This window comes from Nocardia niwae NBRC 108934 = DSM 45340, assembly GCF_001613465.1.
GTDB lineage: Bacteria > Actinomycetota > Actinomycetes > Mycobacteriales > Mycobacteriaceae > Nocardia > Nocardia niwae.
The window spans coordinates 32,679-47,011 of the sequence record NZ_BDCK01000018.1 but is presented as its reverse complement, the minus strand read 5'-3'; the positions used below and the strand labels follow the sequence as shown (position 1 = coordinate 47,011).

Annotated in this window: 14 protein-coding genes and 1 riboswitch; of the genes, 11 read left to right on the top strand and 3 right to left on the bottom strand. The window is 70.7% G+C overall.

Going from position 1 to position 14,333, the window contains the following annotated elements:
* The first annotated feature begins 33 nt into the window (after positions 1-33).
* The 4 genes from NNI01S_RS10885 to NNI01S_RS10870 are packed head-to-tail and all read left to right on the top strand — an operon-like array spanning position 34 to position 3,747.
* A complete protein-coding gene (locus tag NNI01S_RS10885; RefSeq protein WP_084488706.1) occupies positions 34-774 on the top strand; it encodes an SDR family NAD(P)-dependent oxidoreductase in 741 nt (246 codons plus the stop codon).
* Entirely contained in the window at positions 771-1,820 is a 1,050-nt protein-coding gene (locus tag NNI01S_RS10880) for a zinc-binding dehydrogenase (RefSeq protein ID WP_063019930.1), read from the top strand. The genes NNI01S_RS10885 and NNI01S_RS10880 overlap by 4 nt, the downstream gene beginning before the upstream one ends.
* Entirely contained in the window at positions 1,817-2,455 is a 639-nt protein-coding gene (locus NNI01S_RS10875; RefSeq protein WP_063019929.1) for a TetR/AcrR family transcriptional regulator, read from the top strand. The genes NNI01S_RS10880 and NNI01S_RS10875 overlap by 4 nt, the downstream gene beginning before the upstream one ends.
* A 2-nt stretch (positions 2,456-2,457) precedes the next feature.
* Positions 2,458-3,747 carry an acyl-CoA dehydrogenase family protein gene (locus tag NNI01S_RS10870; protein ID WP_063019928.1) on the top strand — a complete coding sequence of 430 codons (1,290 nt, stop codon included), beginning with the start codon at positions 2,458-2,460 and terminating at the stop codon, positions 3,745-3,747.
* 27 nt (positions 3,748-3,774) lie between these two features.
* Here NNI01S_RS10870 and NNI01S_RS10865 read toward each other — a convergent pair whose 3' ends face one another.
* Positions 3,775-4,473, bottom strand: coding sequence for a winged helix-turn-helix transcriptional regulator (locus NNI01S_RS10865; RefSeq protein ID WP_063019927.1), 699 nt, complete (start codon positions 4,471-4,473; stop codon positions 3,775-3,777).
* Positions 4,474-4,562: 89 nt separating this feature from the next.
* On the opposite strand from NNI01S_RS10865, the gene NNI01S_RS10860 reads away from it, so the two are divergent.
* From NNI01S_RS10860 to NNI01S_RS10835, 7 genes are all read left to right on the top strand, one after another.
* Entirely contained in the window at positions 4,563-5,705 is a 1,143-nt protein-coding gene (locus tag NNI01S_RS10860; RefSeq protein WP_063019926.1) for an acyl-CoA dehydrogenase family protein, read from the top strand.
* Between the two features lie 119 nt (positions 5,706-5,824).
* Positions 5,825-6,361 carry a DM13 domain-containing protein gene (locus NNI01S_RS10855; RefSeq protein ID WP_063019925.1) on the top strand — a complete coding sequence of 179 codons (537 nt, stop codon included), beginning with the start codon at positions 5,825-5,827 and terminating at the stop codon, positions 6,359-6,361.
* Between the two features lie 130 nt (positions 6,362-6,491).
* A complete protein-coding gene (locus tag NNI01S_RS36330) occupies positions 6,492-6,623 on the top strand; it encodes a hypothetical protein (protein ID WP_281180615.1) in 132 nt (43 codons plus the stop codon).
* A 53-nt stretch (positions 6,624-6,676) separates the two neighbouring features.
* The gene (locus NNI01S_RS10850; RefSeq protein ID WP_063020097.1) at positions 6,677-7,222 is read left to right on the top strand and encodes an HNH endonuclease; all 546 of its coding nucleotides are present in this window, start codon (positions 6,677-6,679) and stop codon (positions 7,220-7,222) included.
* A 28-nt stretch (positions 7,223-7,250) separates the two neighbouring features.
* Positions 7,251-7,523, top strand: coding sequence for a WhiB family transcriptional regulator (locus tag NNI01S_RS10845; protein WP_063019924.1), 273 nt, complete (start codon positions 7,251-7,253; stop codon positions 7,521-7,523).
* Positions 7,524-7,701: 178 nt separating this feature from the next.
* Complete coding sequence (locus NNI01S_RS10840; RefSeq protein ID WP_063019923.1) at positions 7,702-9,306, top strand: VWA domain-containing protein; 1,605 nt, start codon at positions 7,702-7,704, stop codon at positions 9,304-9,306.
* A gap of 190 nt (positions 9,307-9,496) precedes the next feature.
* Positions 9,497-9,775, top strand: a complete 279-nt coding sequence (locus NNI01S_RS10835; protein ID WP_084488705.1) for an SRPBCC domain-containing protein — start codon at positions 9,497-9,499, stop codon at positions 9,773-9,775.
* 18 nt (positions 9,776-9,793) lie between these two features.
* Here NNI01S_RS10835 and gcvP read toward each other — a convergent pair whose 3' ends face one another.
* Complete coding sequence (gene gcvP, locus NNI01S_RS10830) at positions 9,794-12,604, bottom strand: aminomethyl-transferring glycine dehydrogenase (protein WP_063019921.1); 2,811 nt, start codon at positions 12,602-12,604, stop codon at positions 9,794-9,796.
* Between the two features lie 157 nt (positions 12,605-12,761).
* Positions 12,762-12,861, bottom strand: a riboswitch (glycine riboswitch).
* A 94-nt stretch (positions 12,862-12,955) separates the two neighbouring features.
* On the bottom strand, positions 12,956-14,308 hold the full coding sequence (locus NNI01S_RS10825; RefSeq protein WP_063019920.1) for a M14 family zinc carboxypeptidase: 1,353 nt from the start codon (positions 14,306-14,308) through the stop codon (positions 12,956-12,958).
* Between the last annotated feature and the right edge of the window lie 25 nt (positions 14,309-14,333).

Here is a 14,333-nt window from a genome sequence, read left to right as displayed (position 1 = left end):
GATCGGAACATTTCATGACTTGCAGGAGTTCAGGTGTCACTCACCGACAAGGTCGCCGTCGTCACCGGGGGAAGCCGGGGGCTGGGCAAGCAGATGGTGCTGGCGTTCGCCGAGGCCGGCGCGGACGTGGTGATAGCCAGCCGCAAGCTGGAGGGCTGCGCAGCCCTCGCCGATGAGGTGACCGAGCGGTTCGGCCGCCGCGCCTTGCCGGTGGCCTGCAACGTCAGCGACTGGTCGCAGTGCGACGCCTTGGTGGAGACCGTCTACGACACGTTCGGCCGGGTGGACGTGCTGGTCAACAACGCGGGCCTCTCGCCGCTCTACCCGAGCTTGGACCAGGTCAGCGAGGCGTTGTTCGACAAGGTCATCGGGGTGAACCTGAAGGGACCGTTCCGCTTGTCCGCCTTGATCGGCAGCCGCATGGCGTCCGACGGCGGCGGCTCGATCATCAACGTCTCCTCGATCGAGGCGACCAGACCGGAGCCCTTCGCGGTCCCGTATTCGGCGGCCAAGGCCGGACTCAACGCCCTGACCGGCGGGCTGGCCCAGACGTTCGCGCCGAACGTGCGGGTCAACACCATCCAGTGCGGCCCCTTCGACACCGATATCGCCACGGCGTGGCCCGACGAACTGCGCGCGGAACTCACCGAGCACAACGCGCTGCGCCGAGTCGGCAAGCCGGCGGAGATCGTCGGGGCGGCGCTGTTCTTCGCCACCGACGCCTCCGCGTTCTGCACCGGCGCCACCCTCGCGGTCGACGGAGGCTGGCGATGAAGGCGCTGACTTACGAAGGCCCTCAGCAGATCTCGTACCGACACCGGCCCGACCCGGCCCTGCCCGGACCGGACGGCGCGCTCGTCCGGGTCACCGCGGCGGGCATCTGCGGCAGCGATCTGCACATCTACGCCGGGCACGGATTCGTCGCGGGCGCGGGCTACGGCGTCGGACACGAAGCGGTCGGCGAGATCGTGGACCTCGGGCCGCACGCGCGCGGGCTCGCCGTCGGTGACCGCGTGCTGGTCGCCGCCTCCGCGGGGTGCGACAGCTGCGCGCAGTGCCGCGCCGGGATCGTCACCGCGTGCGAGCGCCATCCGCTGCCGGTCGACGCCTGCTATGGGCTCGGCGGCTCGCTGGCCGGATGCCAGGCCCAGGTGCTCGCCGTCCCGCACGCCGCGGGCAATCTGGCGAAGCTGCCCGACGAGGTGAGCGACACCGCCGCCGTCGTGCTCACCGACAACGCGCCCACCGGGTGGTACGGCGCCCGGCGCGCGCGGATCGCGCCGGGCGACACCGTGGTGGTGATCGGGCTCGGTCCGGTCGGTCTCATGGCGGTGCAGTCCGCTTTCGCGATGGGCGCGGCACGCGTGCTCGGCGTCGACCTGCTCGCCGAACGCCGCGAACGCGCCGCCGGGCTGGGCGCCGAGCCGGTCGACTCGGACGACCCGAAGCAGGCGATCCGCGACATGCTGCGCGGCGGTGCGGATGTCGCGATCGAGGCGGTCGGCGCCGACGAGACCATCAAGCTGGCGATCAGCGCCGTCGGCCACGGCGGCCGGGTCAGCGTGATCGGCGTGAGTCACAACCGCGCCTATCCGTTCCATCTGATGGCGGCGCAGGTGAAGGACCTCGAATTCCACATCGGGCTGTGCTCGATCCAGTACGAGCTACCGGCCCTGCTGAAACTCACCGCGGGCGGCAGGCTGCGGCCCGAGGCGGTGGTCACCCACCATCTTCCGATGTCCGAAGGGCCCGCGGCCTACCGGATGTTCGCCGAGCGCGCCGACGGGGTGGGCAAGATCGTCTTGGACCCGTCGCGATGAGCGCGCCGTCCCGCAGGCGCGGCCGCCCGCCCGCCGCCGAGTCGACGGCGAGCGACACCAGGGCGCGCATCGTGCGGGCGGCGATCGACCTGTTCGCCGAACAGGGCTTCCACGGCACCGGCGTGGCCGAGATCGGCGAGCGCGCCGACGTGCAGCGCGGCGCCCTCTACTACCACATCGGTTCCAAAGAGGAACTGCTCTGGCAGATCCTGCGCGACTACATCCAGCCGATGCTGGCCGAGGCCGAAGCGATCGCCGACGGCTCCGGCGATCCGGTCACCAAGCTGCGCGAGATGATTCACAGTCACGTCCGGCTGATCATCCGGCATCAGCGCGAGGTGGCCATCCAGCTGCGCGACGTCGGCGCGCTCACCGGCGAGCGCGCCGCGCAGCTGCAGGAGCTGCGCGACCGGGTGCAGCACTGCTGGCAACGCGTCATCGACGCCGGTCACGCCGAGGGCCTGCTGCGCACCGCCGACCACGTGGTGACCAACAGCGCGCTCGGCATGGTGAACATGGTCTCGTTCTGGTACCGCCCGCACGGCGACCGCTCCCCCGGCGAGATCGCCGACATCCTCGCGACCACTTTGCTCGACGGCGTGGTGACCGGCACCGCGCGGGACACGAAAGGCTGACCATGGCTTGGGATTTCGAGACCGACCCGGAGTACCAGCGGAAACTGGACTGGGCGGCGGAATTCGTCCGCACCGAGGTGGAACCGCTGGACCTGCTGTATCCCAATCCGTACGACCGCACCGATCGCGAGGCCATGGCACTGCTGCGACCGCTGCAGGAGCAGGTCAAGGATCAGGGCCTGTGGGCCTGCCACCTCGGACCCGAACTGGGTGGTCCCGGCTACGGTCAGATGAAGCTGGCCCTGCTCAACGAGGTGCTCGGCACCTCGGTGTGGGCGCCGTCGGTATTCGGCTGCCAGGCGCCGGATTCCGGCAACGCGGAGATCCTCGCCCACTACGGCACGCCGGAGCAGAAGAAGACCTATCTCGAGCCGCTGCTGGCCGGTGAGATCGGTTCTTGCTACGTGATGACCGAGCCCACCGGCGGTTCGGACCCGACGCTGTTCCGGACCCGCGCAGTGCGTGACGGTGACCACTGGGTGATCAACGGCGAGAAGTGGTTCAACTCCAATGCGCAGTTCGCCGCCTTCCACATCGTCATGGTGGTGACCGACCCCGAGGTGAGTCCGTATCGAGGCATGTCGATGTTCATCGTGCCCGCCGACGCCCCCGGCCTGGAGATCGTGAAGAACTATCACGTCGCCGGATTCAGCGAGCACGAGGGCCATCTGCGATTCACCGACGTCCGCGTCCCCGCCGATCACCTCCTCGGCACGGAAGGCGACGCCTTCGTCGTAGCGCAGACACGGCTGGGCGGCGGCCGCGTGCACCACGCGATGCGCACGGTCGCCATGGTCCGCAGAGCGTTCGACATGATGGCCGAGCGAGCGGTGTCTCGTCCGATGCGCGGCGGGCCGCTGGCCGGATTGCAGATGACCCAGGAACGCATCGCCGACAGCTGGATCGAGATGGAGCAGTTCCGGCTGCTGGTCCTGCGGACGGCGTGGCGCATCGACAAGGAGCGGGACTACAAGAAGGTGCGCAAGGACATCGCCGCCATCAAGGTCGCCATGCCCAAGGTGATGCACGACATCGCCCAGCGCGCGCTGCACCTGCACGGCGCGCTCGGCGTCAGCCAGGATCTGCCGTTCGTCGACATGCTCACCTATGCCGAGGTGATGGCCATCGCCGACGGCCCCACCGAGGTGCACAAGATCACGCTCGCGAAAGAAGTGCTGAAGGACTACGCCCCGGCCGACCCGGTGTATCCGAGCGGATACCGGCCCGCGCTGCGGGAGAAGGCGCGCGAGCTGGTCGCCCGGCGCCTCGAGCACGTCGTCGGGAATCTCTGAGGCCGGAGCCCGGATCGTCGCCCGAGTTCAGGAGGCGCGCTGGGTGGCGGCGTCGAGGTGCGAGGTGTCCGCGTACCCGGCCACGGGGCTGAGCCGCAGGACCGACGGCATCCGGCGGGTGAGCGCGGGCGGGCCGGTGAACGCCACCCGGCCCGTCCGTAGCGCGTGCGTCAGCGGCAGCCGTCCCAGCCACACCTGATACAGCGAGGCGACGTCGGAGCTGACCGTGACGTCCACCGGATAGCCGGGATCGGACTCGCACACCGACGGCACGCCCGCCTCGATCACGATCCAGAAGCGCCGCGGGTCGTCGGTGAAGCGCACCAGCAGGACGTGGCGACGGCCCGGGAACGACGAGGTGTCCACCCGCCTGTGCATCCACCACACCAGCAGGGCAGGGTCGCGCTCGTCGTCACGCGGCGCGCCGAAAGTCCAGCGCGCGCCCCATTCGCCGAGGCCGAACAGGATCGGCTCCAGTTCCCGGCCCGCGTCGGTGAGCAGGTATTCCCCGACCAGTCGCTCCACCAGCCCGGCCCGTTCGAACTGCCGCAGGCGTTTGGCGAGCAGGCTGCGCGACAGACCGGGCAGGCCGCGCGCGAGGTCGTTGAACCGGGTGGTGCCCAGCAGCAGGTCGCGCAGGATCAGCAGCGACCAGCGCTCGCCCACCAGATCGAGCGCCCGGGAGATCGGGCAATACTGGCCGTAACTCGGCGTCGGAGTCGTCATGGCACCTCGCGGACGGGGTCTCGTTTGTGGACCGGCGAGGTCCACTTTCTGCACTATCCGGTTATCGCGGCCGTTCCTAGTTTCGAAACATGACCACTACAGCTCCTGCCATCACCGACACCACCACCATCGACTGGATCGCCCGCGCACGCCGCGTCGGCGAGACCCTCCGTCCGGAGGTCGCCGACCGGGACCGCTCCGGGGAGATCTCCCTCGCCGCGTTCGACCTGCTGCGCGAGAGCGGACTGTCCGCGGCCCTCGTGCCCGCCGAGTTCGGCGGCGGCGGGGTCAGCCACCGCGAGATGGGCGAGATCCTGCGCGAACTGGGCCGCCACGACCCCTCCACCGCGGTCGCCTTCGCGATGCACACCCACTTGGTCGCAGCCCAGGTGTGGCGGCACAACCACGGCATCGACGCCGCGCCACTGTTCGCCAAGGTGGTCGCGGGCGCGATCCTGGTCAGCACCGGCGCCTCGGACTGGGTCGGCTCCAACGGCCGCGCCGAGCGGGTCGAGGGCGGCTACCGGGTGCACGCGCGCAAAGCCCCGGCCAGCGGCTGCGAGGTGGGCACCGTCCTGGTGACCAGCGTGCGCTGGGACGACGCACCGGACGGCCCGCAGGTGCTGCACTGCGCCATACCGTTCGCCGCCGAGGGCGTGCGGATCGAGCGCACCTGGGACACCATGGGTCTGCGGGCGACCGGTTCGCACACCGTCGTGCTGGAGGACGTGTTCGTGCCCGACGCGGCGGTGTCACTGGCCCGGCCCGCCACAGTGTGGCCGCCGCTGCTGAATGTCGTGCTCGGCGCCGCGATGCCGCTGGTGATGGCGGCCTATCTCGGCATCGCCGACGGCGCGGTGGATCTCGCGACCGCATCGGCGGCGGGGCGGTCGGACGCACCGACCGTCCAGCTGGCCGGTGAGATGGCCACCGCGCACACCACCGCGGGCGACCTCGTCGACGCCATGTTCGCCGCCTCGGAGAACCTGCACTTCGCCAACACCGATCAGTACGCCAGCCGGACGCTCAGCCGGAAGACCGCCGCGGCGGACGCGCTCGTGCACACCGTGCGCCTGGCCATCGAAACCGCTGGCGGCCTGGGCTATTCCCGCGACTGCGAACTCGAGATGCGCTATCGCGACGTGCACGGCTGCCTGTTCCACCCGTTGCCCCGGGCCAAGCAGACCCATTTCACCGGTCGCGTCCTGCTCGGGCAGTCACCGATCGGATGACGCCGATCCGCTCCGTTAACGCCGCCACCGCTTCGCCCCCATAATCGGATGGGGGCGAGCGCCCCTGCGCGGTGCACCGGCCTTGTTCCGGTCACGCGACGACGCTCCGAGGAGAAGCCATGGCGTCCACACGCGGAATCGCTCGATCGCCGATCGCCTGGGCCGTCGCGGTGCTGCTGGTGATAGGTCTGGGCGTGGGGCTTGCCGCGTTCCAGCCCTGGCGGCTGTTCACCGATACCACCGTCCAGGAGGCCGCGCCGTCGGCCGCCGCACCGTCGGGGCCGGGCGGCGCGGATGCGCAGCCACGCGCCCTCGCCCGGGGCACGTTCATCTCCCACGAGCACGCCACCTCCGGCACCGTCGTGATCCTGGGGCTGCCCGACGGCAGCCGGGTGCTACGAGTGGAGGACCTCGATACCTCCGACGGACCCGACCTGCACGTCTGGCTCACCGACGCGCCGGTGCGCGCGGGCCGCGACGGTTGGTTCGTCTTCGACGACGGCCTCCATACCGACCTGGGCAAGCTCAAAGGCAACCATGGCGACCAGAACTATCCCGTCCCCGCCGACGCCGACCTGGCCCGGCTGACCAGCGTCGCGATCTGGTGCGACCGGTTCGACGTCTCCTTCGGCGCGGCCGAGCTGCGACCGGCCTGACACCCCGCGCCCGCCCCCGCGGCACCCGCCGGAAAATGACCCGACAACGGCGGGTGCGCTGTGCCACCATGTGTTTCGACACCGGCCACCGCCTCGAGGTGGCCCCGAGCAGTGGAGAGGAGGGGCGGCAGTGAATTCGGAGACGACCAAGCGATTGGTGACCCGGGCGGCGCAATCGTCGGCTGTTGGCGGCACGCTCGGCAGGCCGATGCGCGCACAGCGCGGCGAACCCGACCACAGCCGCCTCCAGATCCTCGGCTGATCGCCGCACTCCGCTCCCCTTCGCTCGATTCCGCACGAAACATGGTGATTCCCATGACGTTCCGTCGTGCCGCCGACCAGGCGGCGATAACCGCCGACAACTGGATACACACCGGGGTCCTCGTCCTCAACGCCTCCTACGAGGCGCTCGACGAGGTCAAGGCCGACCGGGCGGTGGTGCTGCTGGTGGCCGGAGCCGCGGAGTCGGTGGCCGACCGGGAACCGCACTTTCCCATCCGATCGCGGCACGTGGAACTCTTACTGCCGCAGACCATTCGGCTGCTGCGCTATGTCTACCTGGAGCACACCGTGCTGGTGCACGACGAGAGCAGGGCCACGCTGGCGGGCGTGCTGCGCCGCGACCGGAACCGGTGCGGCTACTGCGCCGGCTGGGCACGCACCGTGGACCACATCCGGCCGCGGTCGCGGGGTGGCCCGAACACCTGGAGCAACCTCGTGGCCTGCTGCGCGCCGTGCAACGCGGCCAAGGCCGACCGCACGCCGCAGGAGGCGGGCATGCGCCTGCTCTGGGAGCCGAAGGCACCCACCCATCAGGTCCGGCAGCAACGCCGGATCTGGAAGCAACTCGCCGCGACCTGACCACGACCCGAGAAAGGAGAAGATCGCGATGACGCGCACCGAGACCACCGCCGTCGCGGAGCTGACCCTGGCCGATTTGCTCCCGCTCTCGGATTCCCGAGGGTGGCACCGGGCGGCCTGCCGCGGCGATCCCAACCACGAAGCCTGGTTCCCGTACCCATCGCAAGACTTCGATTACGCACGCGAAGTCTGCGCGCGCTGCCCCATCCGGGACGCGTGCGGTGATTTCGCCGCGCGCACCGGACAGTCGGGCGTCTGGGGCGGGCACGAGTTCGACCGCGGACGAGTGATCCGCCACTGAGATCCCGCCGTCGCGCCTCCTCGGGTGGCGACGGCGGGACAGCGGATGCTTCCCGCTCGTGCCGGTCGGGGGAAGCCTCGGCGAATTCGCGCGGGGCGGGTGACCATACACTGAGCGCGTGGGCACTCATCGCAGCGGAACCCGGTCCCGGGGCGTTAGCAAAGGTCCGGTTATCGCGGTGGTTGCCATTGCGTTACTGGCCGCGATCGTCGTCGCCTGGTTCCAGCTGCGTGATCGCGCGGCGGATCAGGACAGCGCGGCGGCGGCCGAATGCGTGGAAGGGCCCGCGACGCTCTACGTGACAGCCGATCCCAGCATCGCGGCGCAAGTGCGGGCCGCGGCGGACGGCTATAACGCCACCCGGCCGAAAGTGCGCGACCACTGCGCGCGGGTCGAGGTGACCGCGCGGCCCTCCGCGGCGATCGTCGCGGGGTTCACCAGCGGTAAGCCCTGGGACCAGGCACTCGGCCCGCAGCCGGCGCTGTGGATCGCCGATTCGACCCGTTCCATCGAGTCCATGCGGGTCCCCGGTCTGATCGAGGGCGCGCCGGTGCCCATCGCTGCCAGCCCGATCGTGCTCGCGGTTCCGGACGAGCTGCGGCGTGCGCTGGAGCAGGCCGACGTGTCCTGGGCCGATCTGCCGCAATTACAGCAGGGTTCGCTCGGCGAGATCGGGCTGAGCGGGTGGGGCGGGCTGCGGATGGCGCTCCCCTCGGGTGACGCCACGCTGGCCGCGGCCGCGGCGGTGGGGTCCGCCGTCTCGGGTGCCGAGCCGCTCAGTGCGCAGGACGCGCAGTCGGGCCAGGTGATCGCCGCGATCTCCGGGCTCGCCGCGGACGCGCCCGAGGCCGCCGACACCGCGGCCGCGCTGGCAGAGCTCACGGCGCAGGACGCGCCGGTGCACGCGATCGCAGCTACAGAACAGCAACTGAAGGGTGTCGCCGGAGTCGCCGCCTTCCGCCCCGCCGGGTCGGCACCCGTGGCCGACTACCCTGCCGCGCTGATGTCCGGCGCCTGGGTGGACAAGACACAGAATCTCATTGCCGGACGGTTCACCGACTACCTGCGCAAGCCCGAGCAGGCGCAGGCCTTCCTCGCGGCGGGCTTCGGCAGTCCGCCGCCGGCCGCGGCCGCGGTCCCGGCGCGCGGCGCACTCGACAAAGTGCGCGCCACGCTGGCCAACCCCGTGCTCGGCGTGCAATCGACCGTCCTGGTCGACGTGTCCGCATCGATGGGCACCGCCGAGGGTGCGACGACGCGCCTGGCGAACGTTCTCGCCGCCCTGAACTCCACGATGACGGTGATGCCGCCCGACTTCGGTCTCGGCGTGTGGACTTTCGGCAAGAACCTCGACGGCGTCACCCCATACCGGGTGGCGGCCGCCACCGCTGCGCTCGGCACCGACCAGCGGACGAAGATCGGTACCGCATTGACCTCGCTGCGTCCGAGTGAGACCAAGACCGACCAGGCCTACCCTTCCCTGATCGCGGCCTACAAGAGCGCGGTGGCGGGGTACACGCGCGGCCGCACCAATTCGGTGCTGCTGATCACCGACGGACCCGACGACGATTCCTCGGTCACCGGCACCCAACTGGCGGCCGGCATCACCGCCGCGACCGACAGCGCCCGCCCTGTGCGCGTCGACGTGATCGTGCTCGGTGGTAGTGGCACCCAGACGCTTCAGGCCGTCGCGCAACAGACCGGCGGCCGCTACACCCGGCTGGCCACCTCCGACGACATCGGCTTCGGCAACGCCGTCGTCCAAGCGCTCACCACGCCGTAGCCGGGACCGTTCGGCGCCTCCCGCCGGAATTCACGCCTGGTCACCTCGCCGAATCGTAGACACCGAATCCCACCGGCATCGACAGCTGGTGGCCACGCGCGCACCACATCGGCGCCGGCCGGCTCGCCGAGGAGGTGATCGAGCCGCGCGTTGGCGGCCGCTGCCTCGGCTGGGAGGAGGACGGCACCGAATGCCCGTGGGGACCGTGCTCGTCTGGCAGCCGCCCACCCACTTCGCGTTCTCCTGGCAGATCGGATTGGACTGGCAGCACCAGCCCGATCCGGAGCGCGCCAGCCGGATCGATGTCACTTTCGCGACCGTCGCTGCCGATCGCACCGCCGTCACGCTGGTGCACTCCGATTTCGAGAAGCACGGCTCCGGCTGGGCATCCATGCACGACGCGGTCGGCGGCGCGGGCGGTTGGCCGGACCTGGTGAACACGTACGCGAAGGTGGCGGCCGCGGGATGACTCCGGCGGGCCCACGGTTCAGCCCGCGTACGCCTCCAGCGGCGGGCAGGCGCACACGAGGTTCCGGTCGCCGTAGGCGCCGTCGATCCGGCGCACCGGCGGCCACACCTTCGCCCTGGCATGCGCGAGCCCTCGGGGATACACGGCCACCTCCCGGCTGTAGGGGTGCTCCCACTCTCCTACCAGCGACGCCGCCGTATGCGGCGCGCCGCGCAGCGGATTGTCGGTCACCGGCCACACGCCCGCGGCGACCTGGTCGATCTCGGCGCGGATGGCGATCATCGCCTCGATGAAATCGTCCAGCTCGGCGAGGTTCTCGCTCTCGGTGGGCTCGACCATCAAGGTCCCGGCCACCGGGAAGCTCATGGTCGGCGCGTGGAAACCGTAGTCCGCGAGACGTTTCGCCACGTCGTCGACGGTGACGCCCGTCTGCTTGGTGATCTCGCGCAGGTCCAGGATGCACTCGTGGGCAACCATGCCGTGCTCGCCGGTGTAGAGCACCGGGAAGTACTCGTCCAGCCGCCGCGCGATGTAATTGGCCGAGGCGATCGCCGCCAGTGAGGCGCGGCGCAGCCCGCCCGCGCCCATCATGCGGATGTAAGCCCAGGTGATCGGCAGAATCGAGGCCGAGCCGTACTTCGCCGCCGACACCGCGTGCGACCCCGCTTCCAGTGGGTCGCCGGGCAGGTAGCGCGCCAGGTGCGCGCGCACCGCGACCGGCCCGACGCCGGGACCGCCGCCGCCGTGCGGAATGCAGAACGTCTTGTGCAGGTTCAAGTGGCTCACGTCGCCGCCGAACCGGCCCGGCCGGGCGAGGCCGACCAGGGCGTTCAGATTGGCGCCGTCCACATAGACCTGACCGCCCGCGTCGTGCACCAGCGCGCACAACTCGGCCACCTCGTGCTCGTAGACGCCGTGCGTGGACGGGTAGGTGATCATGATGCAGGCCAGGCGATCGGCGTGATCGGCGATCTTGGCGCGCAGGTCGTCGAGGTCGACGTCGCCGTTGGCGCGGCACTTGACCACCTCCACGCGCAGCCCGGCCATGGCCGCCGACGCCGCGTTGGTGCCGTGCGCGCTGGACGGGATGAGGCAGGTATCGCGATGGGTGTCACCGCGGTCGAGGTGGTAGCGGCGGATGGCCAGCAGACCGGCGTACTCGCCCTGGCTGCCCGCGTTCGGCTGCAGACTCACCGAGTCGTAGCCGGTGATGTCCGACAGCCAGCGTTCCAGGTCCGCGATCACCTTCAGCAGCCCGGGCGCGTCCTCGACCGGCGCGTAGGGATGCACGCGCGCGAAGCCCGGCCAGGTGATGGCCTCCATCTCCGCGGTGGCGTTGAGCTTCATCGTGCACGAGCCCAGCGGGATCATGCTGCGATCCAGCGCGATGTCCTTGTCGGACAGCGTGCGCAGGTACCGCAGCATCGCCGTCTCGGTGTGGTACTTCGTGAACGCGGGGTGGGTGAGGAATTCCGAGGTGCGGTTCTCGATCCCCGCGACCGGCGCGGACGCACCCGGCTCGGACGACACCGCGGTGCCGAAGGACTCGAGCACGGCCGCGACATGCGCGTCGGTGGTCGCCTCGTCGCACGCGATGCCGACGTGGTCGGCGTCGACCGGGCGCAGATTGATCCCGCGCGACTTCGCTTTCGCCACAACGGCTTCCGCGCCTCCCGGCACGTGTGCGAGCACCGTGTCGAAGAAACTGTCGTGCACGACCGCGCCGTCCAGCCCGGCCGCGATCGCCGCGGCGTGCCCGTGCACCCGGCGGGCGATCGCCCGCAATCCGTCGGCGCCGTGGTAGGAGGCGTACATCGCGGCCACGATGGCCAGCAGCACCTGCGCGGTGCAGATGTTGGAGGTCGCCTTCTCCCGGCGGATGTGCTGCTCGCGGGTCTGCAGGGCCAGCCGGTAGGCGACAGCGCCGTCCGCGTCCACCGAGACGCCGACCAGGCGACCGGGCAGCTGGCGGGCTTGCGGCTGCCGCACCGCGAGGTATCCGGCGTGCGGCCCACCGAAGCCGAGCGGGACGCCGAAGCGCTGGGTGGTACCGAAGCACACGTCGGCGCCCTGCTCACCGGGCGGCGTGATCAGGGTCATGGCCAGCAGGTCCGCACCGATCGCCACGAGCGCTCCGCGATCGTGCGCCGCCGCGATCAGGCCGGTCCGGTCCACGACGCGACCCGAGGCTCCGGGCGTCTGCGCCAGGACACCGAAGAACTCGCCTGCGGGCAGCTCGCCGGTGGACAGGTCCGCCTCGACGATCTCCAGCCCCAGCGGCTCGGCCCTGGTGTAGAGCACCGCCCTGGTCTGCGGGAACAGGTCCGTGTCGATCAGCAGCCGCCCGGACTTCACCTTGCTCGCGCGCCGCAGCAGCGTCATCGCCTCGGCGGCGGCGGTCGCCTCGTCCAGCATGGACGCGTTGGCGACGTCCATGCCGGTCAGCTCCGAGACCATCGTCTGGAAATTCAGCAGCGCCTCGAGCCTGCCCTGGCTGATCTCGGGCTGATAGGGCGTGTAGGCGGTGTACCAGGCCGGATTCTCCAGCAGGTTGCGCACCAGTACCGGCGGGGTCAGGGTGTCGTAGTAGCCCAGCCCGATCATCGAGGTGGCCACGGTGTTGGATTGCGCCAGTTCCGCGAGCTCGGCGAGCACCTCGTGCTCCGAGCCCGCCGCGGGCAGCCCGGCCAGGCCCTCGCCGTCGAGGATGCTGGCGGGCAGCGCCGCTGCGGCCAGAGCGTCCAGCGACGGCACGCCGACGACGTCCAGGATCCGGGCCAGTTCCTCCCGGTCGGGTCCGATATGGCGGTCGGCGAATGAGCGAGTCACAACAGCTCCCAAGGTCGGGCGGGGTCGGCCAGGCGGTCGACGGGTACCGGCCCTCCCCCTCTGTCGTGGCGCCTGAGAGATTCGGGTGCCGCGACCGGTGGCCGAGACCCTTTCCCCATGGGCGGGCAGCTCGAAGCCACCGCTTTCCAGAGGCGCCGAAGCCCGCACGGTCCTTTTGCCTGAGAGATTGACGGGGAGGTGCTGCTCCTTCGGCGCTCGGACTCTTTTCGAGACCGAGGCTCTCCCGCACGGCGGCGACGCACCGTCAGTTTATGCCGACGCCACGCCGGAGCGCGCCATGGGACCCCGCCCGCACCGTGTTGTCCTGGTCACTCCGGTGAGCGGCCCCGGTCAGATGGGCAGCCCCGCACGCAGCCTCGTCGCGGCCAGCATGATCGATTCCGCCTGGATGCCCACCAGACGATCCAGCGGCACCGCGACGCCCGGCGCGTTCTGCTCCACATCCTTGCACCATCGCTCGAAGACCGCGGCGAACCGCTCGCGTTCGGCGGCCAGCACCGGCGCCCCGCCGCGGGCGTATTCGTCCTCCAGCAGGCGCAGCAGCATGCCGCCCAGCCGGAGGCGCAGCATCGCGGTCCAGTCGTATTGTCCGACGAAGATCTCGCCCCGGGTCGCGATCCGATCCCGTTCCGGCACAGCCTGTCTGCTCACCGCCAGACCGGGCAGCCCGGCGACCAGTGCGCGCACCGACCGCTCGAACGGGCTGCGCCCGCTCAACCGGCCCTCGACCCGCGCGAGCACCTCCGAGGCGACCTCGGCCATGGCCCGATAGTCCGCGGCCGTGGCGTCGAGCAGGTCACCCAGTACACGGTCGCCCGCCGAGCCGTCACCGATCCGCGCGTCGGCCCAGAGCGGCAGTTCACACACCAGGATCGCCGTGCCGTAGCGCGCCGCGTAGTCCCGGCAGCCGCCCCCGCCCAGCGCGGTGACCGCGTCCAGGCCCTGCGCCGCGAGCAGATCGGCCATCGCCTCGAACAGCGGCAGCTCGAAGACCCCGGGAGCCAGCATGCGGGCGCCCGGCGCATCAGGTTCGCCCTGGTAGATCGGCACACCAGCGGCGGAAAGGCGGGTCGTCAGCGCTGACCAGTATCCGGGCTCGCCGCCGGAGGTGTAGAAGAAACCGCCACCGAATTCCGCGTTGTGCAGGGAGGCGATCAACGCGGGCCGGGTCCGGTCGATCAGCGACATCATCGCTTTCGTCTCCGGGAGCGGCACGCCGACGCGCCGGCCGTGCCACTCGGTCGGGAAGCACCATTCGGGTTGCTCGACGGCGGGTGGCCGATAGAAGCCGCGCGCGACGCCGGTCCTGGTGTGCGGTCCCGCGAACCACCCTTCGTTCAACCGGGTGCCGTCCGGGTCGACGCACAGCAGGAAATGCCAGGTGGCGCCGACGGTTGCCGACTCGTCGGCGGCCATCCGGCCCAGCAGGTGGCGAATCGTGGCCATGCCGATGGGTTCGTTCGGATGCGGATTGCCGAAGACCAGGATGTGCCGTTCGCCCGATCCGACCGTCACCGCGCGAATAGGATCACCGCCGCGGGACCGCCCGAGTTCGGTGACCGAGACCCGGTCGGGATGCGCGGCCGCGACCGCGTCGGCGAACGCGTCGAGTTCGTCGACGGTCGGAAACGCGTCGATCCGGCCGATCGGCCCGACCAACCCGGTGATGTCGCCTGCCTGCACGGCGCCCCCTCCTCGCTGGCCGCCG

Excerpts from the sequence above, each read along its gene's own strand:
- NNI01S_RS10880 (WP_063019930.1), top strand. The coding sequence starts at position 771 with ATGAAGGCGCTGACTTACGAAGGCCCTCAGCAGATCTCGTACCGACAC.
- NNI01S_RS10875 (WP_063019929.1), top strand. The coding sequence starts at position 1,817 with ATGAGCGCGCCGTCCCGCAGGCGCGGCCGCCCGCCCGCCGCCGAGTCG.
- NNI01S_RS10870 (WP_063019928.1), top strand. The coding sequence starts at position 2,458 with ATGGCTTGGGATTTCGAGACCGACCCGGAGTACCAGCGGAAACTGGAC.
- NNI01S_RS10865 (WP_063019927.1), bottom strand. The coding sequence starts at position 4,473 with ATGACGACTCCGACGCCGAGTTACGGCCAGTATTGCCCGATCTCCCGG.
- NNI01S_RS10860 (WP_063019926.1), top strand. The coding sequence starts at position 4,563 with ATGACCACTACAGCTCCTGCCATCACCGACACCACCACCATCGACTGG.
- NNI01S_RS10855 (WP_063019925.1), top strand. The coding sequence starts at position 5,825 with ATGGCGTCCACACGCGGAATCGCTCGATCGCCGATCGCCTGGGCCGTC.
- NNI01S_RS10850 (WP_063020097.1), top strand. The coding sequence starts at position 6,677 with ATGACGTTCCGTCGTGCCGCCGACCAGGCGGCGATAACCGCCGACAAC.
- NNI01S_RS10845 (WP_063019924.1), top strand. The coding sequence starts at position 7,251 with ATGACGCGCACCGAGACCACCGCCGTCGCGGAGCTGACCCTGGCCGAT.
- NNI01S_RS10835 (WP_084488705.1), top strand. The coding sequence starts at position 9,497 with ATGCCCGTGGGGACCGTGCTCGTCTGGCAGCCGCCCACCCACTTCGCG.